The organism is uncultured Microbacterium sp. (genome assembly GCF_963521695.1).
Lineage (GTDB): Bacteria > Actinomycetota > Actinomycetes > Actinomycetales > Microbacteriaceae > Microbacterium.
On record NZ_CAUQWC010000013.1, the window covers coordinates 1 to 21,177 of the forward strand.

22 protein-coding genes, 1 tRNA gene and 1 pseudogene are annotated in these 21,177 nt (G+C 69.8%); 13 read left to right on the forward strand and 11 right to left on the reverse strand.

The window, feature by feature from the left end; all coding sequences use genetic code 11:
- Nucleotides 1–112 precede the first annotated feature (112 nt).
- Nucleotides 113–1,615 carry a sodium:solute symporter family transporter gene (locus RWP81_RS01945; protein WP_314451721.1) on the forward strand — a complete coding sequence of 501 codons (1,503 nt, stop codon included), beginning with the start codon at nt 113–115 and terminating at the stop codon, nt 1,613–1,615.
- 123 nt (nt 1,616–1,738) lie between these two features.
- Here RWP81_RS01945 and RWP81_RS01950 read toward each other — a convergent pair whose 3' ends face one another.
- Nucleotides 1,739–2,272: a methylated-DNA--[protein]-cysteine S-methyltransferase gene (locus RWP81_RS01950; protein WP_314451723.1), complete on the reverse strand. Its 534-nt coding sequence runs from the start codon at nt 2,270–2,272 to the stop codon at nt 1,739–1,741.
- A gap of 200 nt (nt 2,273–2,472) precedes the next feature.
- On the opposite strand from RWP81_RS01950, the gene RWP81_RS01955 reads away from it, so the two are divergent.
- Nucleotides 2,473–6,177, forward strand: coding sequence for an AAA family ATPase (locus RWP81_RS01955; RefSeq protein WP_314451725.1), 3,705 nt, complete (start codon nt 2,473–2,475; stop codon nt 6,175–6,177).
- Nucleotides 6,178–6,364: 187 nt separating this feature from the next.
- Nucleotides 6,365–6,631, forward strand: a complete 267-nt coding sequence (locus RWP81_RS01960; protein WP_314451726.1) for a hypothetical protein — start codon at nt 6,365–6,367, stop codon at nt 6,629–6,631.
- A 60-nt stretch (nt 6,632–6,691) separates the two neighbouring features.
- On the opposite strand, the gene mscL is transcribed toward RWP81_RS01960, so the two are convergent.
- Genes mscL through RWP81_RS01975 form a run of 3 tightly spaced genes read right to left on the reverse strand, consistent with a single transcriptional unit; the run spans nt 6,692 to nt 8,041 of the window.
- Nucleotides 6,692–7,111, reverse strand: coding sequence for a large conductance mechanosensitive channel protein MscL (mscL, locus tag RWP81_RS01965; RefSeq protein ID WP_243498925.1), 420 nt, complete (start codon nt 7,109–7,111; stop codon nt 6,692–6,694).
- Nucleotides 7,112–7,145: 34 nt separating this feature from the next.
- Nucleotides 7,146–7,427 (reverse strand): FmdB family zinc ribbon protein, encoded by a 282-nt coding sequence (locus RWP81_RS01970; RefSeq protein ID WP_314451730.1) that lies wholly within the window; start codon nt 7,425–7,427, stop codon nt 7,146–7,148.
- A 17-nt stretch (nt 7,428–7,444) separates the two neighbouring features.
- On the reverse strand, nt 7,445–8,041 hold the full coding sequence (locus tag RWP81_RS01975) for a 5-formyltetrahydrofolate cyclo-ligase (protein ID WP_314451732.1): 597 nt from the start codon (nt 8,039–8,041) through the stop codon (nt 7,445–7,447).
- A 62-nt stretch (nt 8,042–8,103) separates the two neighbouring features.
- Between RWP81_RS01975 and galU the strand changes: the two genes are divergently transcribed.
- The 6 genes and pseudogenes from galU to RWP81_RS02005 form a co-directional block, all read left to right on the forward strand.
- The gene (gene galU / locus RWP81_RS01980) at nt 8,104–8,994 is read left to right on the forward strand and encodes a UTP--glucose-1-phosphate uridylyltransferase GalU (RefSeq protein ID WP_314451734.1); all 891 of its coding nucleotides are present in this window, start codon (nt 8,104–8,106) and stop codon (nt 8,992–8,994) included.
- A 14-nt stretch (nt 8,995–9,008) separates the two neighbouring features.
- Nucleotides 9,009–9,632 (forward strand): GNAT family protein, encoded by a 624-nt coding sequence (locus RWP81_RS01985; protein WP_314451736.1) that lies wholly within the window; start codon nt 9,009–9,011, stop codon nt 9,630–9,632.
- Nucleotides 9,633–9,719: 87 nt separating this feature from the next.
- Nucleotides 9,720–10,805, forward strand: coding sequence for a large exoprotein (locus tag RWP81_RS01990; RefSeq protein WP_314451738.1), 1,086 nt, complete (start codon nt 9,720–9,722; stop codon nt 10,803–10,805).
- Nucleotides 10,806–11,050: 245 nt separating this feature from the next.
- Nucleotides 11,051–11,126, forward strand: a tRNA-Ala gene (locus RWP81_RS01995).
- Nucleotides 11,127–11,288: 162 nt separating this feature from the next.
- Nucleotides 11,289–11,477 carry a hypothetical protein gene (locus RWP81_RS02000; protein ID WP_314451739.1) on the forward strand — a complete coding sequence of 63 codons (189 nt, stop codon included), beginning with the start codon at nt 11,289–11,291 and terminating at the stop codon, nt 11,475–11,477.
- A gap of 14 nt (nt 11,478–11,491) precedes the next feature.
- Nucleotides 11,492–11,947, forward strand: a pseudogene (locus tag RWP81_RS02005) (dihydrofolate reductase family protein); the annotation flags it as partial.
- Here RWP81_RS02005 and RWP81_RS02010 read toward each other — a convergent pair.
- The 6 genes from RWP81_RS02010 to RWP81_RS02035 form a co-directional block, all read right to left on the reverse strand.
- A complete protein-coding gene (locus RWP81_RS02010; protein ID WP_314451741.1) occupies nt 11,849–12,094 on the reverse strand; it encodes a hypothetical protein in 246 nt (81 codons plus the stop codon). The pseudogene RWP81_RS02005 and the gene RWP81_RS02010 sit on opposite strands and share 99 nt — an antisense overlap.
- An 84-nt stretch (nt 12,095–12,178) precedes the next feature.
- Nucleotides 12,179–12,607, reverse strand: coding sequence for a glyoxalase/bleomycin resistance/extradiol dioxygenase family protein (locus tag RWP81_RS02015; protein WP_314451743.1), 429 nt, complete (start codon nt 12,605–12,607; stop codon nt 12,179–12,181).
- 57 nt (nt 12,608–12,664) lie between these two features.
- On the reverse strand, nt 12,665–13,960 hold the full coding sequence (locus RWP81_RS02020) for an ABC transporter permease (RefSeq protein WP_314451745.1): 1,296 nt from the start codon (nt 13,958–13,960) through the stop codon (nt 12,665–12,667).
- A complete protein-coding gene (locus tag RWP81_RS02025) occupies nt 13,960–14,811 on the reverse strand; it encodes an ABC transporter ATP-binding protein (protein WP_314451747.1) in 852 nt (283 codons plus the stop codon). Before RWP81_RS02025 ends, RWP81_RS02020 begins: the two co-directional genes overlap by 1 nt.
- Nucleotides 14,808–15,872: a hypothetical protein gene (locus tag RWP81_RS02030; protein WP_314451749.1), complete on the reverse strand. Its 1,065-nt coding sequence runs from the start codon at nt 15,870–15,872 to the stop codon at nt 14,808–14,810. The genes RWP81_RS02025 and RWP81_RS02030 overlap by 4 nt, the downstream gene beginning before the upstream one ends.
- Before the next feature lie 173 nt (nt 15,873–16,045).
- Nucleotides 16,046–17,536 carry an amino acid permease gene (locus RWP81_RS02035; protein WP_314451751.1) on the reverse strand — a complete coding sequence of 497 codons (1,491 nt, stop codon included), beginning with the start codon at nt 17,534–17,536 and terminating at the stop codon, nt 16,046–16,048.
- 173 nt (nt 17,537–17,709) lie between these two features.
- Here RWP81_RS02035 and RWP81_RS02040 point away from each other — a divergent pair, with 173 nt between their 5' ends.
- From RWP81_RS02040 to RWP81_RS02050, 3 genes are all read left to right on the forward strand, one after another.
- Nucleotides 17,710–18,051: an Lsr2 family protein gene (locus RWP81_RS02040; RefSeq protein WP_399540528.1), complete on the forward strand. Its 342-nt coding sequence runs from the start codon at nt 17,710–17,712 to the stop codon at nt 18,049–18,051.
- Nucleotides 18,052–18,079: 28 nt separating this feature from the next.
- Entirely contained in the window at nt 18,080–18,820 is a 741-nt protein-coding gene (locus RWP81_RS02045) for an acetolactate decarboxylase (protein ID WP_314451754.1), read from the forward strand.
- 95 nt (nt 18,821–18,915) lie between these two features.
- Nucleotides 18,916–19,254 carry an Lsr2 family protein gene (locus tag RWP81_RS02050; RefSeq protein ID WP_314451756.1) on the forward strand — a complete coding sequence of 113 codons (339 nt, stop codon included), beginning with the start codon at nt 18,916–18,918 and terminating at the stop codon, nt 19,252–19,254.
- Nucleotides 19,255–19,367: 113 nt separating this feature from the next.
- On the opposite strand, the gene RWP81_RS02055 is transcribed toward RWP81_RS02050, so the two are convergent.
- On the reverse strand, nt 19,368–20,441 hold the full coding sequence (locus RWP81_RS02055) for a Glu/Leu/Phe/Val dehydrogenase dimerization domain-containing protein (RefSeq protein WP_314451758.1): 1,074 nt from the start codon (nt 20,439–20,441) through the stop codon (nt 19,368–19,370).
- Nucleotides 20,442–20,681: 240 nt separating this feature from the next.
- On the opposite strand from RWP81_RS02055, the gene RWP81_RS02060 reads away from it, so the two are divergent.
- Nucleotides 20,682–21,158, forward strand: a complete 477-nt coding sequence (locus RWP81_RS02060; protein ID WP_314451760.1) for a YbaK/EbsC family protein — start codon at nt 20,682–20,684, stop codon at nt 21,156–21,158.
- The last annotated feature ends 19 nt before the right edge of the window (nt 21,159–21,177 follow it).

Genomic DNA, 21,177 nt, shown 5'->3' on the forward strand with positions numbered 1-21,177 from the left:
CGGGATTGGTCCAAGTATGTGGATACCTCCAAGTAGGGAGACCTCAGCTTGTGGGTTATCCACAACGTCGCTAGGCTCGGTGAGTCGCTGGTTCCTGTCCCAACTTGATTCGGTGCACGATGACGGCCCCCTCGCTTCGCTAGATACCCACTGGCGCGAGGGGGCCGTCATCGTGTGGGGGTTAGCTGCAACCTCGGGGATTCTCGGCTCAGATGCCACGCGAATTAGCTGCAACACTTCCACTGCAAAATGTAATGCGCCGGACGGGTTCCTCTACTCCATCGGCTTCCTCGTGGCGTGGCTGGTCGCGCTGCTGCTGGTGGCGGAGCTCATGCGCAACACCGGCAAGTTCACGATGGCCGACGTGCTGTCGTTCCGCCTCAAGGAGCGGCCGGTGCGGATGGCCGCCGCCATCACGACGCTCGCGGTGTGCTTCTTCTACCTCCTCGCGCAGATGGCCGGGGCCGGCGGCTTGGTGTCGCTGCTTCTCGGGATCACCGAACGCGTGGGGCAGTCGATCGTCGTCGGGGTCGTCGGCATCCTGATGATCGTGTACGTGCTCATCGGCGGCATGAAGGGAACCACCTGGGTGCAGATCGTCAAGGCGTTCCTGCTCATCGGCGGGGCGCTGGTCATGACGGTGTGGGTGCTGGCGATCAACGGCTTCAACCTCAACACTCTCCTCGAGAGCGCTGTCGCGGCGTCGCCGAAGGGGGATGCCATCCTGGCGCCGGGCCTGCAGTACGGCAAGAACCCGTGGGACTTCATCTCGCTCGCGCTCGCGCTCGTGCTCGGCACCGCGGGTCTCCCGCACGTGCTGATGCGCTTCTACACCGTGCCGACCGCCAAGGAGGCGCGTCGCTCGGTCGTGTGGGCGATCTGGCTCATCGGGCTCTTCTACATCCTCACCCTGGTGCTGGGCTACGGCGCCGGTGCCCTCGTGGGGTCGGAGGCGATCCTCGCCGCTCCCGGCGGCGTCAACGCGGCGGCACCCCTGCTCGCCCTCGCCCTCGGTGGTCCGCTGCTGCTCGGCTTCATCTCGGCGGTGGCGTTCGCGACCATCCTCGCAGTGGTGGCGGGGCTGACGATCACCGCCGCAGCCTCGTTCGCGCACGACATCTACGCCAACGTGATGAAGAAGGGCGACGTCCCGCCAGACGGCGAGGTCAAGGTCGCCCGTCGCACCGTGATCGTCATCGGGGTGCTGGCGATCCTCGGCGGTATCGGCGTGCAGGGGCAGAACGTGGCATTCCTCGTGGCCCTCGCCTTCGCGGTGGCCGCTTCGGCGAACCTGCCGACCATCCTGTTCTCGCTGTTCTGGCGCAAATTCACCACGCGCGGCGCGGTCTGGAGCATGTACGGCGGTCTCGGGTCGGCCCTCGTGCTGATCTTCCTCTCGCCCGTGTTCTGGGGCGCGCCCACCAGCGTGTTCGCCGACACCGGGGTGGCGATCTGGCCGCTGAACAACCCCGGCATCGTGTCGATCCCGCTCGGGTTCTTCCTCGGTTGGCTCGGCTCGGTCACCTCTCGCACCGCAGAGGACCCGCGCAAGGCCGCCGAGATGGACGTACGCTCGCTCACCGGCTTCGGCGCCGAGAAGGCGTCGAACCACTGACGACACCCGGTGCCCGGCTCCGCATCCACGGGACCGGGCACCGTCGCGCGTGGGTGCCGGCGCGCGAGCGCCGCGCGGCTCAATGCTGACGTCGGCGTACGGGGAATACGAGTGGCCCGGCCGTCACTCTCCGGCGCGCAGCCCGTCCCCGAGCACCGTCTCGTTCTCGAGCGAGAGCAGGAACTCCTTCACCTCGGGATGACCGCCGTACTCGCCGATCGACCCGTCGGCGCGCACGACCCGGTGCACCGGCACGACGATCGAGAACGGACTCGACGCGCACGCGGTGCCCACGGCCCGCGCCGCGCGAGGCGCCCCGGCCATCGCGGCGACCTCGCCGTACGAGGCGATCTCCCCGTACGGGATCTGTTGCGACGCCTCGAGCGCGTTGCGCGTGAACCCGCGCACCAGACGCCAATCGAGTGGCACCTCGAACGACCGACGCGCGCCGTCGAAGTATTCGTCGAGTTGACGGGCGACGTGGTCGCCGGGGGAGGGGTCGGGGTCGGGCAGCACCCCCAGCCGCTGGGCGATCTGGGCACGGGCGATGTCGATGCCGTCATGGGCGACGTGCAGGCACACGAGGGCGTCGTCGACGAAGGTGAGGAGGACCGGCCCGACGGGGCTGTCGTATTCGGTGCTGGTGACTCTGTTCATGGGCCCATCTTCACGAGACGCGAACTCCGATGCTCCGGGCGTTCGGGCGATCGGTGGAGGATGCCGGTGACTAACCCGCTGGGGAGGAACCGCCGATGGGGCGGCGTGTCGCCGATTACCGCGAAACTCGCGCCCACTGCGAGGGATCCACAGGTGCCCGGCTTAGTCTGGCAGGTGTGTGGCGAGCTGAGGACGGTGCCGTGAGCGGTACCGACGGAGACGAGACGGGTTCGTCCGTCGATCCGGGCGAGCTGCGACTGTCGGAGCCCGGCATCGTGGTCCGCCACGTCGCCGACCCCGAGCGCGACCGCATTCGTGCGGAAGCGGCGGCCCTGGGCGGACGATCGACCCTGCTGCGTTTCGACGACGCGCGCGACGCCGGGATCGACATCACCAAAGCGCACCCGGGCTCGCTCCCGCAGTTCATCACGGGTCGCGCGACCATGCTGTCCAACCTCTTCCGCGACGAGGTGGCGCTGCGCACGGCGCGCCTGGCCGCCGAGCGCATCACCGCGAAGAACGTCGAGCTGCGTACGGCTCGCGGTCTCGAGCCTGTGCACCTGGCCGTGGGCCTGTCGTCCTGGAAGATCGGGGGAGTGGAGTGGTCGGCCCCCGTGCTGCTGCGCCCGCTCGCCATCCGCCGCCACCACGGAGATTTCGAGCTGAAGCTGCACGGCGCGTTCGTGATGAACCCCGAGCTCGCCCGCGCATTCCGTACGCACCTCGGCATCCAGATCGACAGCGCGGCCCTGGCCGGCCTCGCCTACGACCAGGGCGTGTTCAAGCCGCAGCCGGTCATCGACCACATCCGCCGTCTGACCACGCACGTGCCGACGTTCGTCGTGCACCCGCGTCTGGTGATCTCGTCGTTCGCCGATGTCGCGTCGGGCATGGCGCGTGACACCCACCATCTCGACGACCCGCTGCTGAACGCGCTCGCCGGGCACCACGACGACCGCGCACGGGTCACGGTGCGCCGTGATGACCCCGTGATCGTGAGCCCCGACGAGCGGATCCCCGCGGCCGACACGCTGCTGCTCGACGCCGACGCCGAGCAGGAGCGCGTGCTCGCCCGCATCGGCGCCGGCCACTCGCTCGCCGTGCACACCCTGCCCGGCACGGGCGGAACCCAGACCGTGATCAACGCGGTCGGCCAGCTCGTCCGCGACAACAAGCGCGTGCTGGTCGTGAGTGCGCGCCGGTCGACGCTCGACGGCATCCGCCACCGTCTCGCCGGGGTCGGTCTCACCGGTCTCGCCGTCTCTCCCAATCACGTTCGCCGCGACCTCATCCGCGCCATCAGCCGCAACGAGAAGGCCGAGCAGCCGAAGGTCGCCGAGATCGACGACGCGTTGGTGCGGCTGCGCACGGTTCTTCGCGACTACCGCTCGGCGGTGACCGAGCCGCACCTGTCCCTGGGCGTCTCGGCTCTCGAGGTGCTGCGCGCGCTCACCTCGCTGGCATCCGTTTCCCCTGCCCCCTCGACCGAGGCGCGGTTCGATCTCGCCACGCTCGAGAAGCTCGCCGGGCGGCGGGATGCCGCGGCTCGGGCGCTCGCGATGGCCGCTCGCCTGGGGGAGTTCCGCTTCGGACCCGACGATTCGCCCTGGTACGGCGTCAGCTTCACACGCACCGAAGATGCTCGCGCCGCGCACGATCTCGCGGGAAAGCTCCACGCCCACGAGGTGCCGCGTCTGCTCGAGCGCGGCTACGAGCTGATCGCCAAGACGCGGATGCGTCCCTTCCAGACCGTGTCGGAGCTGGGCGCCTACCTCAAACTGCTGCAGGGCATCCGCGAGTCGCTCGACCGCTTCAGCCCCACGGTCTTCGAGCGCCCGCTCGGCGAGCTGATCGACGCGCACTCGCCGCGGCGTGACGCGTCGCCGATGAGCGGGCCCAACCGCCGTCGCCTCAAGCGCCTGTCGAAGGAGTACGTGCGTCCGGGCGTCCACGTGCCCGACATGTACGAGGCACTTGTGCGCATACAGCAGCAGCGCACCGAGTGGCAGCGCGTGGTCGAAGCCGGTGTTGCGCCCGAGGTGCCCCTGGGACTAGCCGACGTCCACGTCGCCTGGCAGCGCACGGACGCCCTGCTCGGAGAACTCGATCAGATCCTCGGCCGTCAGGGCTCCGAGCGCCTGACGACGTTGCCGGTTCAGCGCCTCGTGCGGACCCTGGCAGGACTGGCCGCCGAGTCGACGTTCTTCGACAACCTCGTCGAGCGCGCGCAGTTGCGCTCGGAACTCGCCCGCCTCGGCCTCGAGCAGCTGCTCGTCGAGCTCTCGGTGCGCCATGTGCCCGAGGAGCGGGTCGGTGCCGAGCTGGAGTTCGCGTGGTGGCAGTCGGCACTCGAGCACCTGCTGCGCACCGACCGCGCGCTGCTGGGTGCGAACACGAGCGTCGTCGACCGCCTCGAGCGCGACTTCCGTCTCGTCGACGAGGCGCACGCCGCGGCGGCGGGTCCGCTGCTGGCCGCGCACCTGGCGACGCAGTGGCGCATCGGCATCGTCGACCACGCCGATGAGGCGGCCGCCCTCAAGCGCGCCCTCAAAGACGGTCTTCACACCGCGCAGGAGATCTCGGATGCCGCGCCCATCCTGCTGCGCACACTCGCGCCCGTATGGCTCGCCTCGCCCTACGAAGTCCCCGACGTGCCGCAGGACCTGGCCTTCGACGTCGTGATCATCGCGGATGCCGCGGCCCTCTGCCTCGCCGAGGCCGCGCCGGCGCTTCGCCGGGCCCGCCAGGTCGTGCTGTTCGGCGACCCGGTCGTGCAGAAGCCCACGCCCTTCCACGTGAGTGCGGCGATCGCCCCGGCATCCGACGACGTCGACGAAGTACCGTTCGACGAGACCTCCGTCTTCGAGCGCATCGCCGAGCTGCTGCCGGTGGAGACGCTCACCCGCAGCTACCGCGCCGGTGGCGAAGACCTCTCGCAGTTGGTGAACGACGCGTTCTACGGCGGCGAGATCGTGTCGTTGCCGTGGGCCGGTTCGTATCTCGGACGTGGCAGCCTCAGCGTCGACTACGTCGAGGGCGGCGTCGGCGCCCCCGACCCCGTGAGCGGTGCGGTGGAGAGTCCCGATGCCGAAGTCGCCCGCGTCGTCACGCTCGTCGTCGAGCACGCGGTCAACCGCGCGTCCGAGTCGCTCATGGTCGTCACCGCCAGCCGTCGGCACGCCGAGCGCGTGCGGGCCTCGGTCGTGGCCGCTCTGGCGGGCCGGTCCGATGTGGCGGAGTTCGTCTCGCGGGATGCCGCGGAGCCCTTCGCCGTGCTCACCCTCGAGGAGTCGGTGGCCGAGAGTCGCGACCGCGTGGTGTTCTCGCTCGGCTTCGGCCTCACCCGCCACGGACGCGTGCTCAGCGATTTCGGCGACCTGTCGACCCCTGACGGGGAGCGCCTGCTGACGGTCGGCATGACCCGCGCGCGCCGCTCGATGGTGATCGTGTCATCGATCCGTCCGTCGGCGTTCGACGACGGCCGCCTCGAGCACGGTGCGGCGACTCTGATGGGCATCCTCGGCAACGTCGCCTCGCGAGGCCGCGAGAGCCGCCTCGAAGACCTCGCCGACCCGCTCACCCGCGCCTTGGCGCGCGAGCTCCGCCGCCTCGGCGTCGAGGTCGATGTCGACTATCGCGGCCTGCTGCCGCTCGTCGCGCGGTACAAGGGCAAGGCCGTCGTCGCCGAGAGCGATCCCGAGACGATCGGGGAGTCGCTGCGCGAGACGCTCCGGTTGCGCCCGCAGATCCTTCGTCGCCTGGGCTGGCACTACGTCCGCGTGCACGCGTTCGACCTGTACAGCGACCCCGCGGGTGTCGCGTCGAGGATCGCCGAACTGCTGGGAGCGGCGCCCGACGCCGGTGCGCCCGAGTCGACGACCGAGCCCCTCGACCTGCCCGGTTGATCGTCCGATGACCGATTCTCCGGATGCCGCCGGGGGCGACGTCGAACGTGTCGTCCCGGTCCGTTCAACAGGCTCAGGGACCTCTGCCGCCTCCGAGGTGGCTGAGCTCGTCGAAGCCTCCGGCTCTTTCGTTGCCGCGAAGGAGGCTGGGCCCGTCGGAGCGCCTGGCACCTCCGCCTCGTCCGATGTGGCTGAGTCCGTCGAAGCCTCCGGCTCTCTCGCTACGACGAAGGAGGCTGAGCCCGTCGAAGCCTCCGGTACCGCCACGGCGCCGCCCGCGCGTCAGCCCGTCGTCCGCGTGCGCGGCTCTCGGCGCGCCCGGTTGCTTCCCGCGCCGGGCACGACGGCCGAGCCGGCACCCGCCGACGACCGCGAACGGGGTCAGGGGTCGAAGCCCGTGGCATCCGGTCCGAACGACGACCGCATGCTCGGCGACGTCCCGCCCCATTATTGAGGCCTCGAGACCCACGGCGTCCGCGCCGGAGACGACCCCGGTCGCGGACGCCGTCGAACGTCACAGCTTGTTCTGGCGCTCCAGCAGATCGCGGATCTGCACGAGTAGTTCCTGCTCGGTCGGCAGCTTGGGTTCGTCGGATGCCGCGGCGGCCACGCCGGCGCGTGCGGCGGCGCGGGCCTTCCAGTGGTTCATCGGGTAGACGAACACGAAGTAGACCACCACCGCAACGGCGAGGAAGCTGATGACGGCGGTGAGCAGACCGCCGAGCGGGAACACCACCTCCTGGCCGTAGATGCCGGTGAAGCTCGGTCCGAACTCGCCGTTCTCGTTCGGCACGTAGAAGATCTCGATCAACGGGTTGATGAGCGCCGTGACGATCGCGTTGACCACCGCGGTGAACGCCGCCCCGATGACGACCGCGACCGCGAGGTCGATGACGTTTCCGCGGAGAATGAACTCCTTGAATCCTTTGATCATGCGCTGGCTCCCCTTCTGCCGCGCCGACCGGGGCTCAGGAGGCCGAGGACGGAGCGGACGCCTTCGTTTCCGACTTCGATTTTGTCGTGGATGACGACGAGTCGCCACTGCTTGCGCCCGAAGAGCTCGACGACGACGATGCGCGCGAGTCGGTGCGGTAGAAGCCCGACCCGTTGAAGGTGACCCCGATCGACCCGTACTGCTTGCGCACCTCGCCGCCGCATTCCGGGCACTCGGTGAGAGCGGCGTCCGAGAAGGACTGCACGGTGTCGAAGCGGTGACCGCACTGCTTGCAGGCGTAGGAGTAGGTGGGCATCGGGTTCCTTCGGGTGTTCAGGCGGTGGGGGCTGCGATCGCCAGCGTCCGCGTGGGCGTGACCACGCCCGTGACGGGCTGGTCGTGCACGTCGCGGGGCACGTCAGCGACGTACTCGGAATCGAAGATGACGGCGTAGACCGGCGGGCACTTCTCCATCGAGCCGAGGGTCTTGTCGAAGTAGCCGCGGCCCCAGCCCAGTCGCATCCCGCTCTGGTCGACAGCGGCGGCGGGGATGATGAGCAGATCGACGTCGTTGACCGCGATGGGGCCGAGCACGTCGCCGACGGGCTCGGGCAGGCCGAATAGGCCCTCGGTGATCTCGGCGTCGGGCGTGGCCACGCTCCAGTCGAGCAGGCCGTCTTCGCGCGTGATGGGAAGGAGGACCCGGATGCCACGGGCGACCGCGCCGGCCACGAAAGCGTGGGTGCCGGGCTCGGTCGGCGTCGAGAGGAAGCACGAGATGCTGCGCGCGCCGAGACGGTCGACGAGGGCGTCGAGCTGGGCTTTCACCCCTGCCTCAGCCACCTCACGGGCGTGTGCGGACACCGTCTGCCGACGTTCGCGCAGGTCGGCGCGAAGCGCGCGTTTGGCCTGCTCGATGCGGTCCGCCATGCCGTTCAGTCTACGTGCGCGCGTGTTACAGCAGCGTCATCGGTCACCGCTAAGGTATGCCCATGCCTCATAAGCCCTTCAAGGCCGTCATCCCGGCCGCCGGTCTCGGTACTCGCTTCCTCCCCGCCACGAAGGCGATGCCCAAAGAGATGCTCCCCGTCGTCGACAAGCCGGCGATCCAGTACGTCGTCGAAGAGGCCACCCACGCGGGCATCGATGACGTTCTGATCATCATCGGCCGCAACAAGAACAACATCGCCAACCACTTCGACTCCATGCCCGAGCTCGAGGCGAAGCTGCGCGAGAAGGGCGACGACGACAAGCTCGCCAAGGTCGAGCACTCGTCCGACCTGGCCGACATCCACCTGGTCCGTCAGGGGGAGCCGCGCGGTCTCGGACACGCCGTGCTCCGTGCGCGCGCCCACGTGGGCGACCACCCGTTCGCCGTGCTGCTCGGCGACGACCTCATCGACGAACGCGATCCCCTCCTCACCAAGATGATGGAGGAGTACGACAAGCGCGGCGCCACCGTGATCGCGCTCATGGAGGTCGACCCCGAGCACATCCACCTCTACGGTGTCGCCGCGGTCGAGCCGACCGACGAAGACGGCGTCGTCAAGGTCACCCAGCTCGTCGAGAAGCCCAAGGCCGAAGACGCCCCCTCCAACCTCGCCATCATCGGTCGCTACGTGCTCGGCCCCGACGTGTTCGGCGTCCTCGAGCACACGCAGCCCGGCAAGGGCGGCGAGATCCAGCTGACCGACGCGCTCGAAGAACTCGCGACCGGCGGCGGCGGCGGCGGCGGTGTCTATGGCGTCGTGTTCCGCGGCCGTCGTTACGACACGGGTGACCGCGTCGACTACATCAAGGCGATCGTGCAGCTCGCGGCCGACCGCGACGACCTGGGTCCGGCCCTGCGTCCGTGGTTCAAGGAGTTCGCGCAGGGTCTGTGACCCCGCCCGCTTCCATGGATCTCTCCGTCCCACGGCGGCACGGCGAGGTGTCGATACGCCTCATCCGCAATCGCGACGCGCGCGTCCTTCAGCAGCAGCTGATCGACAACCGCTCGTGGTTGCGCCGCTGGGAGGCGACGAGCCCCGACGGCCCGGTGTCGTTCGACATGCGCCTCGGGATACGGCGGCTTCTGCAGCAGTACCGAGACGGCCTCGGCGTCCCCTTCGTGATGGAGTGGGACGACGAGGTCGCCGGTCAGCTGAACGTCTGGGGTGTCTCACGAGGGTCCCTCGCCTCGGCCACGATCGGTTACTGGGTGGCCGAGGCGCACGCCGGCCGCGGCATCACGACCGTCTCCGTGGCGATGGCGACCGACGTGTGTTTCACCGCCCTCAATCTGCACCGGGTCGAGATCTGCATCCGCCCCGAGAACCACGCGAGTCTGCGCGTGGTCGAGAAGCTCGGCTTCCGGTACGAGGGACTGCGTCGGCGGTACATCCACATCGACGGGGACTGGCGCGATCACTACTCCTTCGCGCTCGTGCGCGAAGAGGTGCCCTACGGCGTGCTCGATCGCTGGAACCGCGGCCAGGTGCCCCCCGACGCGGCGCGCGTGCCTCCGTCCGACCGCATCTGAGCGTTCTTGCGCGCGGATGGCCGGATGGTCCCGACGACACGCGGAGGGATGCCGCTCTGTGATCGCTCGGTGACCTAGCTTTGTCCCATGGGTGGGCAGGTTCTGAGCGGTGGCGTGATCGTCTTCGTCGCGGTCGCGTTGTGGTTGGTCTACCTGTTGCCGTCGTGGCAGAGCCGGCACCGTTTCACGTCCGCCGAACGCAACGCCGTCCGCCTGAACCAGGCCCTGCGCGTGCTCGCCGAGACGGCCGAGACGCCCCGCGAGGTGCAGCTCGAGCTGACCGCCCGCACGGCCCATCAGCAGCAGAAGCTCGCGCGGCAGGTACAAGCCGACAAGGCGCGCACCGAACTCGCGGCGGCGAAAGCGCGTCTCGAGGTCGCCCGGCTCGAGGGCGCTCGCGAGCGTGACCTCGTCAGAGAGCAGCGTGCCGCAGCGGTCGAGGTGGCTCGTGCCGAGCGTGCTGCCGCGCTCGAGGTCGCTCGCGCCGAGCGTGCCGCGGCCCTCGAGGTCGCTCGCGCCGAACAGGCCGCTGCCCTCGAGAAGACGCGGGCGCAGAAGGCCGCCGCGCTCGAGCGCGCTCACGCGGAACGTCAATTGGTCGAGATCCGGCCGGAGGCCCGCCGCGCGCAGGCGCGCCGCCGCTTCCGCCTCGCCGTCGCTTTCGTCGCTCTCGCCGGACTCGTCGCGGCCGTGATCGGCGTCGTGCAGGTTGTCGGGGGAGCGGCTCCAGTGCTCCTCGTGACGGGCTCCGTCGTCGTCGTGGCATCCCTCGTCGTCCTCCGGCGGGTCGCGGTCATCGCCGCGCGCGGTGCGGTGCGCCCTGCCGAAGTGTCCGTCACCCGTTCCGTCGCCCCCGAGCTGCAGGACGTGCCGCTCGTGCCGACGCCGCGCCCCACGTGGACGCCCCGAGAACTTCCCCGGCCCCTCGTCGCGTCGGCCGGCTCGCGTGCCGCTGCCGTCGTCGACGAGCAGCTCGCCCGCGAGGCGCTGCGTGCAGCCGCCCGTGAAGAGGCGGCTCGGGAGATCGCCGCCGAGCAGGCGCCCACTCCGATCGAGACGGTGCGTCCCGCCGCCGCCGCTCCCTCGCCGTACGCCGCGATGGGCTACGTCGACGACACCGAGATCGAGGACCACGTGCGCCACCTCCTCGAGCGTCGCGCGTCGGGCCAGTAGGGCCTCCTGCCGGCGCTGGTCACCGTGCGGTGCTTCGGCGCGGCTGCTCGATCGTGCTGCCGCGACGCGGTGCGTCCTCGCCGCTGCTCGCCCGCGCCAACTCGTCGTATTCCCCGCTCACCGCGACACATCACCGCGGGGGAATGGCCCTAGCGCGCGCTTCCCCATCTGCGCGATGCGACGCGCCCGACGCGCAGGCGCGTCCGGTAGCCGGCGGGCGCCGTGATAGTGTTTACGAGGTTTCCGGGCCTGTGGCGCAGTTGGTAGCGCGCCTCGTTCGCATCGAGGAGGTCAGGGGTTCGAATCCCCTCAGGTCCACCAGAATCGGTTTCTCGCAACGGCGTCTCCCCTCGGGGAGGCGCCGTTTCTCGTTCGCCAGCGCGTCAGCCCGTCGACCCCCGCGAGGCGCTGCAGGTCTCGCTCTCGTTCAGCCGCGACTCCCGTCAGGACGTCGACGCGATCCTCGCTCTCGGCCCCGACCTCGTGTTCGCCGCCGGCCCCGGCATCCGTGACGTGATCGCGGGTTCGCTCGCGCCTGTCGCCGCGGTGGACTCCGGGGTCGTCCACGTGCTCGCGGGTGACGCATCGCTCCTCGAACGCTTCGCGCTCACCTTCCACATCGACACCGTCCCGTCGCCCCTGGCCGACGATTCCGCGGCGCACGCCGCCTGATCGAAGGAGATCTCATGCCCGGAACCATCACCATCGACCTCTTCACCACCCTCGATGGCGTCGCGCAGGCGCCCGGCGGTCCCGACGAGGATCCGTCCGACGGGTTCCCGTTCGGCGGATGGCAGGCACCCTTCCTCGACGAGATCGTCGGCCGGGAGGTTCTCGGCGGCATTGCCCGGATGGACGCTCTGCTGCTCGGCCGCCGGACCTACGACATCTTCGCGGGGTACTGGCCGCACCACACGACCGGCGCCGACGGTGAGATCGGAACCCGCCTCAACGCGATCCCGAAGTACGTCGCGTCGCGGGACTCGCTCTCCCTCGACGGGAACGCGAGCTCGCTCCTCGGGGCCGACCTCGAGGCGGAGATGTCAGCGCTGCGTGAGCGGCACGAGAACGTGCACGTGATCGGAAGAGTCGACTTCGTGCAGACTCTGCTGGCCGAACAGCTGTACGACGTTCTCGCGCTCTGGCAGCACCCGCTCGTGCTCGGTCGAGGCAAGAAGGTCTTCCTCGACGTGGCGGTCCCGACCCCGCTGTCGCTCCTCGAGCCTCCCACCGTCGGGTCGAGCGGAGCGGTCCTCCTGCGCTACGGGCCGGGTGGTCCTGTCTCGCACGGGCGACATGAGCGCCCGGGACAGCAGCGTCTGACGGCCCGCGGCGCCCCCGGGGTAGGCCGGGCCGGAGGTGCGAGCGCCGGCTCAGCTCCCCTCGGCCCACCCGCCGGGAACGGCGATGTTGAACATCCACGCGACACCCCACGGGTCGGTCAGTTCGCCGGAGAGGTCTCCCCACACCTGCTTCTCCAGGGGCTGGACGACCTTCGCGCCGTGCTCGACGAACCGATCGTAGATCCCCTGCACGCGATCGAGCTCGTCACTCATGAAGGCGGCCTGCGCGCGACCGGTTCCCCAGCCTCCGGCGGGCTCCTGGAACGCGTCCGCGCCCATGACGGTGAACCCGTCGGCACGGAGCTCGGAGTGCATGACGCCGTCGGCGGGGGCGTCCGTCATCCCGAAGTCGGCGAAGGTGCTGATGGCGAGTTCACCTCCGAACACGGACTGGTAGAACGTCATTGCCTCGCGCGCGGCGCCGGAGAACGACAGGTACACGACGAGAGAAGTCGACACGGGAGCATCCTTCCAATGGGGACGATTCGCCCTCACCCTAGACCCGGGGCCTTCGCGTCAATAGCGGATCGCGTCGATGACCTTCACCCGCACCGCGACGAGCGCGGGGAGAAGACCCGCCAGAGCGCCGACGGCGGTCGCGGCGACGAGGCCGGTGATGGCGGCATCCGCGGGGAAGGGCGGGAAGTCGTTGACCATGCCCTGACCGACGAGGTCGCGCACCGCGGGGGACTGCACGACCAGGATCGCGACGATCACGCCCACCCCGCCCGCGACCACCGTGGCCACGACGCTCTCCATCATCACCGCGAAGAACACCCGGCTCGCCGTCGCACCGAAGCTCCGGCGGATCCCGATCTCGCGCACGCGCTGCTTCACCGTGACGAGGGCGATGTTCACCAGACCCAGGGCGCCGAGCAGCAGCACCAGAACCGCGATGCCGGTGACGACGATGCGGGTGACGGCGAACGGGTCGTCGCCGTACGTCGCCCAGTCCTGCCGGTTGATGCTGACCTCGACGCCGTCGCCGAGGGCCCCGGAGAGGTCGCGTTTGACGAGCGTGGTCAGCTGATCGGACAGCTCGGTCGGCACCCACATCTCGTACTGCGTCTGAGGGGCGCCGCCGCCGTACGGATCGACGGGGGCCGCCGCGCTCGCTCCGCGCTCGCCGGCGGCCGCGTCCTGCATCGCGGTCATGTGATCGATGAGCATGAACATCGACGGCGCCGTGTCCCACGTCGACGACGGGGTGACACCGATTACGACAGCGCGCACGCCGCCGGACGGGATTCCGGATGCCGAGTTCGGCACGCCCTGCCCGCCGAGCGCGACGACCGGGTGGCTCGACAGCGGCGGTCGGCCCATCCGGTCCCAGAAGATCTCGTTGACGATGACCTGCGGCGCGAGCTGCTGCGCGTCGAGGGCGGTGAACCACTCGCCCTCGCGCATCTGCACTCGATGCATCTCGCCGTACGGCTGGTCCACCGCCTGGGTGCCCACTTCTACGGTCCCGTCGGCGAAGGGCACGCGGTTCGTCGTGTTCTGCAGACGGCTCGCGTAGGTCACGTCGTAGCGCTCGACGACCTCGGCCCAGGCGGCATCCATCCGCTCGGGATCCAGCGGTTCTCCGCCGCTCGGGAACGCGGAGACGACAAGAGTTGCGGGGCGGCCCGAGCTGCGTTCGCTGAGCTCCTGGTTCGCCTGCTGCACGATGGCCCCCAGGGCGACGACGGTCGTGAGCGAGCACACGGCGACGGCGACGCCCACGAGCGAGAGGAGCACACGGGTGCGGTGCACCCGCACCTCCTGCCAGGCCTCCAGCAGGGCGCCGACGAGGGCGGTCAGGGCGCGCATCAGGAGTCCGCCCGTTCGGTGTCGGGGGCGGCCGCGACGTCTGCAGAGGTCGCGGCGTCGCCCACACCGAGACGCGCGAAAGCATCGCCGGAATGGGCGGCCTCGCTCACCTCGGCGTCCGGGGCCATCTCGCGCCGGTCGCGGCGCGTCAGCGGTTCGAGGCTCGGATCGTCGACGGGCGTCAGCACGCCGCGGTCGAGGCGGAAGTGGCGGCGTGCGCGCCGGGCGATCGTGGGGTCGTGCGTGATCGTCACCTGAGCCGCCCCGGTGCGGACGGCCACCTCGTCGATGAGCTCCATGACGCTCTGACCGGTGTCGAGGTCGAGGGCACCGGTGGGTTCGTCGGCGAGGATCAGCCGCGGGCCGCGCACGAGCGACCGGGCGATGGCGACCCGCTGCTGCTCGCCGCCGGACAGGCGGTCGGGCATGCTGCTGAGACGGTGCCCGAGGCCTACGAGCTCGAGCATCTCAGCCGCGATCCTCTTGCGGCGCCAGAACGTGCGCCCCGTCGAGTACAGCAGCGGCATGGTGACGTTCTCGAGGGCCGTGCGCCCGGGAAGAAGGTTGAACTGCTGGAAGACGAAGCCGATGGCGGCACCGCGCAGACGGTCGCGCTTGGCCGCGGAGTACGCCTTCACCGGGCGATCGTCGAAGGTGATCTCCCCGCTGGTGGGCAGATCGAGCAGGCCGAGCATGTTCAGCAGGGTCGACTTGCCGGAGCCCGAGCGGCCCACGATCGATACGTGGTCGCCGGGCTCGATCGTCAGATCGACCCCCGAGAGGATCGTCAGCGCGGGCTGGTCCGGCGGGATCACCGTACGGGTGACCTCGCTCAGGGTGAGCAGGCTCACGACGCGGGGGCCTGTTCGCAGTACATTCCGCCGTCGGGGTAGACGGTGCATCCGTCGTCGGGCACCGACATCGCGCCCGGGGCGAACTCCAGGATCTCGTCGCCCTCGGCGAGGCCCTCGGTGACCTGCACCTGCGTGCCGTCGGTGAGGCCGAGGGCGACGGCGCGCTCCTCGGTGGAGCCGTCGGCGGCCGTGACCCACACGGTGCCGCTCTGCGCGGCCCCGCGCACGGCGGTCGTCGGGACGATCAGCACGTTCTCGGCTCGCCCGCCGGCGATCGTCATCTCGGCGGCGAGGCCGGCGAAGACGGTGACATCGCCCGGGACCGAGCAAGTGGCGGTCGTGCCGGACCCGGCGGCCCCGGTGGCCGTGCCGCCCCCGCCTGCGCTCCCGTCGACGGCGCCGGTGCCGGTGGTGTCGCCACCGGTGCTGCCGGCGAGCGGTGTGGTGATGCGCAGGTTGCCGCACGCGAAGGCCGCGGGCCCGCCGGTGATCGTCACCGTCGCCTCGGTGGGGCGATCGAGCAGACGGTACTGCTGCGACGGCTCGAGCGTGCCCGTCACCGAGAAGGTGGGCGGTGCCACGGTGCCGGTGGTCGCGCCGATCGTGACGTCCTGGTTCGCGATCACCGAGAGCGAGCTGAGCGTGCCCGCGGCGGGGGCGGTGACCTCCACGTAGCGGAAGATCGCCGGCTTGGGTTTGCCCTCGGCATCCACGCTGTCGGCGGGGTCCCGCTCGATCGGCACCTTCACGTCGAAGACCACGTCGCCCTGCGCGACGGTGGCGCCCTGGGCCACGAAGATCTTGTTCACCGTGCCCGCGGCCGTCGACTTCATCGCGACGGCGGCGTCGGCCGAGACGGTGGCCTTCAGGACGACGTCGTTCGTGATGGTGCCCAGCGCCGCGACCGTGCGCGGCTCGACGATCGCGCCCGTCGGCACGGCGGGCGAGGCATCGACCGCGCGGTCTTGGAAGAACGCCAGCTTGATGAGTGCGGCCGCCACAAGGGCGACCAGAAGAATACGCAGAATCGGAAAGACCCACGTGCGTGCGATCCCCATGAAACCCCCCGGAACGGAAATCGTCGTCATCGAACGATTCCCACCCTAGGGGGGTCGGACGGAGCTCCCCGCATCGCCCGGCCGGGTGAAGCGGGTCGCCGAGACCCCGCAGACGACGGATGCCACGGCCCCGGCCGCGCGGGGCGCAGGGGACGTGGCATCCGGCGCGTCGGTTACTTCTTCGGGGGAGCGACCACCGTCGGCGCGATGAATTCACCCGTGCCGACCCGTGAGTGGCGGCGCGAGTAGGCGAAGTAGATCGCGAAGCCGATGGCCAGCCAGATGAGGAATCGCAACCACGTCTCGACCGAGAGGTTGAGCATCAGGTAGGTGCAGATCAGGGCCGAGAGGACCGGCAGCACGGGGCTCCACGGCACGCGGAAGCCGCGCTCGAGGTCGGGGCGCTTGCGCCGCAGCACGAGCACGCCCACCGAGACGAGCACGAACGCCGACAGGGTGCCGATGTTGACCATCTCCTCGAGCACGCCGATGGGGGTGAAACCGGCGACGACCGCGACGATCGCGGTGACGAGGATCGAGATGACCCACGGGGTGCGAAGCCGCGGGTGCACCTTGGCGAGGGCCCCGGGCAGCAGCCGGTCGCGCGACATCGCGAAGATGATGCGGGTCGCGCCGATCATGAGGGTCAGAACGACCGTCGTGAGCCCTGCGACGGCGCCGGCGGCGATGACCGTGGCCATCCAGGTCTGGCCGTGGAAGGCGAAGGCGTTCGCAAGCGCCGCCGAGGGGTTCAGCTCGCCGTACGGCACCATGCCGGTGACGACGATCGCGACGGCGCAGTAGAGGATCGTGCAGATGACGAGCGAGGCGATGATGCCGATCGGCAGGTCGCGCTGGGGGTTCTTGGTCTCTTCCGCGGTGGTGGCGACGACGTCGAAGCCGATGTAGGCGAAGAACACCAGCGCCGCGCCCGCGAGGATGCCGCCCACGCCGAAGGTGGCGGGTTCGAGGCCCGACAGGAACTGCAGCAGCGGCTGGGTGAGACCGGATGCCGACTCGGTGGGGACCGATTCGGGCACGAACGGGGAGTAGTTGGCCGGGTTGATGAACAGGATGCCGGCGATGATGACGAACAGGACGATGAACAGCTTCACCGCAACGAGCACGAGGTTGACGCGCAACGATTCCTTGATGCCCAGGGTCATCAGACCGCCGAGCACGAGCACGAGCAGGATCGCGGGCAGGTCGACCACGCCGCCGTACGAGATCGCCTCGGGCAGCACGATGCCGATCTGCTGCAGGAAGGTGCCGAGGTAGGCGCTCCACCCCTGTGCGACGACGCTGGCGCCCAGGAACATCTCGAGGATGAGGTCCCATCCGATGATCCACGCGAACAGCTCGCCGAGCGACGCGTACGAGAACGTGTAGGCCGAGCCGGAGACGGGCACGGTCGAGGCGAATTCGGCATAGCACATGGCGGCGAGACCGCACGCGATGGCCGCGATGATGAAGCTGATGACGACGGCGGGTCCGGCGACGTCGTGTGCGGCGCGACCGGTCAACGTGAAGATCCCGGCGCCGATGACGACGCCGACGCCGAAGACGGTCAGGTCGACCGCGGTCAAGGACTTCTTGAGTCGGAACTCCGGTTCGTCGGTGTCTGCGATGGACTGCTCCACCGACTTGGTGCGGAAAAGGCTCACGCTGTGCTTCCTCTGTCTCAGGCGATGTCCAGGGAGCGGACACCACCCACGGAGGATAGTCCCATCCGTGCCCGCTGACTATCCGTGCGCGGACGGCCGACGTGCATGATGACACGGAATTGCGATGTGAGGTAAATCAATTCCCGCGGGTGTAATCTTTACGCATTATGGCTATGAAGCACATCACGCACCTCGTCGATGACCTCGACGGTACCGTCCTCGAAGACGGACAGGGAAAGCAGCTCACTTTTTCGGTTGAGGGTCGAGCGTATGAGATCGACCTTTCCGACCGCAATGCCGACAAATTCTATTCGGCGATCGCCCCCTTCGTGGATGCCGCCCGCTCGGTCTCGCGCGGCAACACCGCGGCGCGTCGCGGGCGTCCGGCACGCCGGTCGAACGACGTGGACCTCGGCGCCGTGCGCGAATGGGCGCGCGCCAACGGGCACACCGTGAGCGACCGCGGTCGCGTGCCCGCGACGATCCTCGACGCCTACACCGAAGCGACGTCCTGATCGCTCGTCGAGGCGGCGGAGCGCAGACATGACTGCGCAGTGGGCACCCGGTGCGGTGACGCAATTCGCCGTCCTCGACGCGCTCCTCGCGGGCGTGTACTCGCAGGGCGCGTCGGTCGGTGCCGTGCGAGCGGCGGGCGATACCGGAGTGGGGTGCTGCGAGGGGCTCGGGGGCGAGGTCGTCATCCTCGACGGCGAGCTCTACGAGTGCACGTCCGACGGGCCCCCGCGGTTGATGACGGACGATGAATTCCTGCCGTTCGTCGACGTCTGCTCGCTGGGGGAGTCCACCGGGTCCGCCCTCGTCGACCTCGATCTGACGGGCGTGGAGTCGGCGGTAGCGGATGGACTGCTGAGCAGAAACCTCTTCCATGCGGTGCGGATCGACGGTGTCTTCGCGCATGTCCTCACCCGCGTCACCCGCCGACAGGAGCCGCCGTTCCGCCCCCTCGCCGAGGTCGCGGCGGAACAGATCGAGACCACCACGCGCGAATGCGCGGGCACTCTCGTGGGTTTCTGGATGCCGCGTATCTATCAGGGCATCACGGTGGCGGGCCTCCACCTGCATTTCCTCAGCGAGGATCGATCGGTCGGGGGGCACGTGCTGGACGCGCGCGTGCGCGAGGGGCGAATGCGAATGTCGGCATTCGCCGACTTCAGCCTGCGGCTTCCTCGCGACGGACAATTCCTCTCGACCGAGCTCACCCATGACGACGATCATCGAATCGTCGCCGTCGAGAGTCGCGGGGTCTCGTCTTCCACTTCGTGAAAGATGCGGCCATTGGTCGTAATTGGGGCGAACACGCGGGTGAATTCGCATTGCATTCGCCGAAACGGCGGAGGTCGGCGGTTTAGGGTCGGCGCATGGCGAAAAAGCACATCACACAGGTGATCGATGATCTCGACGGCTCGGTGATCGACGACGGCACGACCGTGCAGTTCTCTTTCGAGGGACGCGCGTACGAGATCGATCTGTCGGTACCCAATGCCGAGAAGATGCGCGATGCGCTCCGGCCCTACATTTCCGCGGGTCGCGCGGCGAATTCCCCTCATTCCGCGCCGCGACGAACTCCCCGCGGTCGGGCGATCCCCACGAGAGACCTCGCCGATGTGCGCTCCTGGGCCGTGAACAACGGTCACACGATCAACACGCGCGGACGCATATCCTCATCGGTCCTCGACGCGTACGACGCCGCTCACTGATCACTCGACCACAGAACCGGATGCCACCGACTCGTGGCATCCGGTTCTTGCTGCACCGCGCGGTAGGTGCAACCCGTCTGCTCAGGGCCGCCCGGCGTTCGCGACGGAACGGGTCAGACCAGGGCGGTGCTGCGCGCGCCGATCGCCAGACGCTCGGCGGCCAAGCCCTCGGCCGCGGCGAGAGGGGTGACCCCCCGCGCGGCCGCTTCGTCGAAGACGCGACGGATCGTGTCGCCGATCCCGGCGACACGGCCCATGATCTGGTCTATCGTCCCGCGCTGCTTGGCGACCAGGTCGAGGTAGATCACGCCGCCGGCGTTGACGACGAAGTCGGGGGCGTACAGGATGCCGCGCTGCGCCAGCCGTTCGGCGCCGCTCCGCTCGGCGAGCGGATTGTTGGCAGGCCCGCACACCGCGCGCGCGTCGAGGGCGTCGACGACCTCGTCGGTGAGGACACCGCCGATGCCGGCGGGAACGAACACGTCGGCGGGAATCAGGTGCGCTTCGCTCGGCTCGACCCAGGCGGCGCCGAGCTCTTCGGCCCGTGCTCGCTTCGCCGGGTTGACGTCGGTGACGGTGAGGACGGCGTGCTCGGATGCCAGACGCTCGGCGAGACGACCGCCGACCTGGCCCAGACCCGCGACGGTGATGCGGCGACCGGCGACATCGCCGGTACCGACGGCGCGCTCGAGGGTCGCGACGAGCGAGGCGTACACGCCGAGGCTCGTGGGGCCCGCGGGTTCGCCGGAGCCGCCGACGGAATCGGGGAGTCCGACCACGTGCGCGGTGCGCTCGCTCACGACCAGCATGTCCTCGGTCGTCGAGCCCACATCTTCGGCGGTGCGGTACAGCCCGCCGAGGCTCTCGACGGCGTCGCCGAGGTCGAGGAAGGCCGCGCGGCGACGGTCGGCGTCGAGGACGGTGCCCTCGGGCAGGCCGATCACGCTCTTGCCACCGCCCGCGTCGAGTCCGGCGGCGGCGTTCTTCAGCGTCATCGCCGCCGACAGGCGCAGGGCGTCGCCGAGGGCATCGGTCCACGACGGGTAGGTCCACAGGCGGGCGCCGCCGAGGGCGGAGCCGAGCACGGAGGAGTGAAGCGCCACGGCGATGAGCAGACCGCTGCGCCGCCCCGTGATCACCTCCACGCGCTCGTGCGTGAAATCGGGCAGGGGCAGGGCGTTGGTCATCGCGTTCCTTGTCGTCGGCCGCCTTGTGAGCGGCACTTCTCGGATGCCGCAGCGTCGCGGCATCCGTCTCCATTGTGGCGCGCGTCGCCGACGGACGCGAGCGCGCCGGGCCGCGGGGAGTGGGGGAGGTGCCGAGACCACACGTCCGGCCCGAGATGACACGCCTCGGCGCGATCGAAGCCCGTGATCTCGCGCGGATCGTGTGATCTCGCGGTGGGCGGCGCCCCTAGGCTGGCGGGCATGACCGACGCCCTGCCCGCCCGTAGTCGTCTCGTCGCCGCTGCCCTCCGAGAGGCCGGTATCGAGGGCGAGATCGTCGTGCTTCCGGATGCCGCGTCGACGGCCGCGCTCGCGGCGGCGGCGCTCGGCATCGAGGTCGGGGCCATCGCGAACAGCCTGGTGTTCTGGAGCGACGACGAGCCGCTGCTGGTGATGACCAGCGGCGCGCACCGCGTGGACACGGCGGCTCTCGCCCAGCGGCTTGGGCGCGGTGGCATCCGTCGGGCGACACCGGATCAGGTGCTGGCGGCGACAGGACAGCCCATCGGGGGAGTGGCGCCGACCGGGCACCCGGCGCCGTTGACCACGGTCGTGGATGAGGATCTCGCGGCGTTCGACGAGATCTGGGCAGCGGGTGGTACGCCGCACACGGTTTTTCCGCTGACGTTCGAGGATCTGGTGCGCCTGACCGGCGGTGCGGTCGTGCGCGTGGCGTGAATCGCGCGCGGTCGCGAAG

What these genes read in the sequence shown, in the direction of transcription:
- RWP81_RS01950 (WP_314451723.1), bottom strand. Translation starts at nt 2,272, where the DNA reads ATGAACAGAGTCACCAGCACCGAATACGACAGCCCCGTCGGGCCGGTC.
- mscL (WP_243498925.1), bottom strand. Translation starts at nt 7,111, where the DNA reads ATGATCAAAGGATTCAAGGAGTTCATTCTCCGCGGAAACGTCATCGAC.
- RWP81_RS01970 (WP_314451730.1), bottom strand. Translation starts at nt 7,427, where the DNA reads ATGCCCACCTACTCCTACGCCTGCAAGCAGTGCGGTCACCGCTTCGAC.
- RWP81_RS01975 (WP_314451732.1), bottom strand. Translation starts at nt 8,041, where the DNA reads ATGGCGGACCGCATCGAGCAGGCCAAACGCGCGCTTCGCGCCGACCTG.
- galU (WP_314451734.1), top strand. Translation starts at nt 8,104, where the DNA reads ATGCCTCATAAGCCCTTCAAGGCCGTCATCCCGGCCGCCGGTCTCGGT.
- RWP81_RS01985 (WP_314451736.1), top strand. Translation starts at nt 9,009, where the DNA reads ATGGATCTCTCCGTCCCACGGCGGCACGGCGAGGTGTCGATACGCCTC.
- RWP81_RS01990 (WP_314451738.1), top strand. Translation starts at nt 9,720, where the DNA reads ATGGGTGGGCAGGTTCTGAGCGGTGGCGTGATCGTCTTCGTCGCGGTC.
- RWP81_RS02020 (WP_314451745.1), bottom strand. Translation starts at nt 13,960, where the DNA reads ATGCGCGCCCTGACCGCCCTCGTCGGCGCCCTGCTGGAGGCCTGGCAG.
- RWP81_RS02030 (WP_314451749.1), bottom strand. Translation starts at nt 15,872, where the DNA reads ATGGGGATCGCACGCACGTGGGTCTTTCCGATTCTGCGTATTCTTCTG.
- RWP81_RS02040 (WP_399540528.1), top strand. Translation starts at nt 17,710, where the DNA reads ATGAAGCACATCACGCACCTCGTCGATGACCTCGACGGTACCGTCCTC.
- RWP81_RS02045 (WP_314451754.1), top strand. Translation starts at nt 18,080, where the DNA reads ATGACTGCGCAGTGGGCACCCGGTGCGGTGACGCAATTCGCCGTCCTC.
- RWP81_RS02050 (WP_314451756.1), top strand. Translation starts at nt 18,916, where the DNA reads ATGGCGAAAAAGCACATCACACAGGTGATCGATGATCTCGACGGCTCG.
- RWP81_RS02055 (WP_314451758.1), bottom strand. Translation starts at nt 20,441, where the DNA reads ATGACCAACGCCCTGCCCCTGCCCGATTTCACGCACGAGCGCGTGGAG.
- RWP81_RS02060 (WP_314451760.1), top strand. Translation starts at nt 20,682, where the DNA reads ATGACCGACGCCCTGCCCGCCCGTAGTCGTCTCGTCGCCGCTGCCCTC.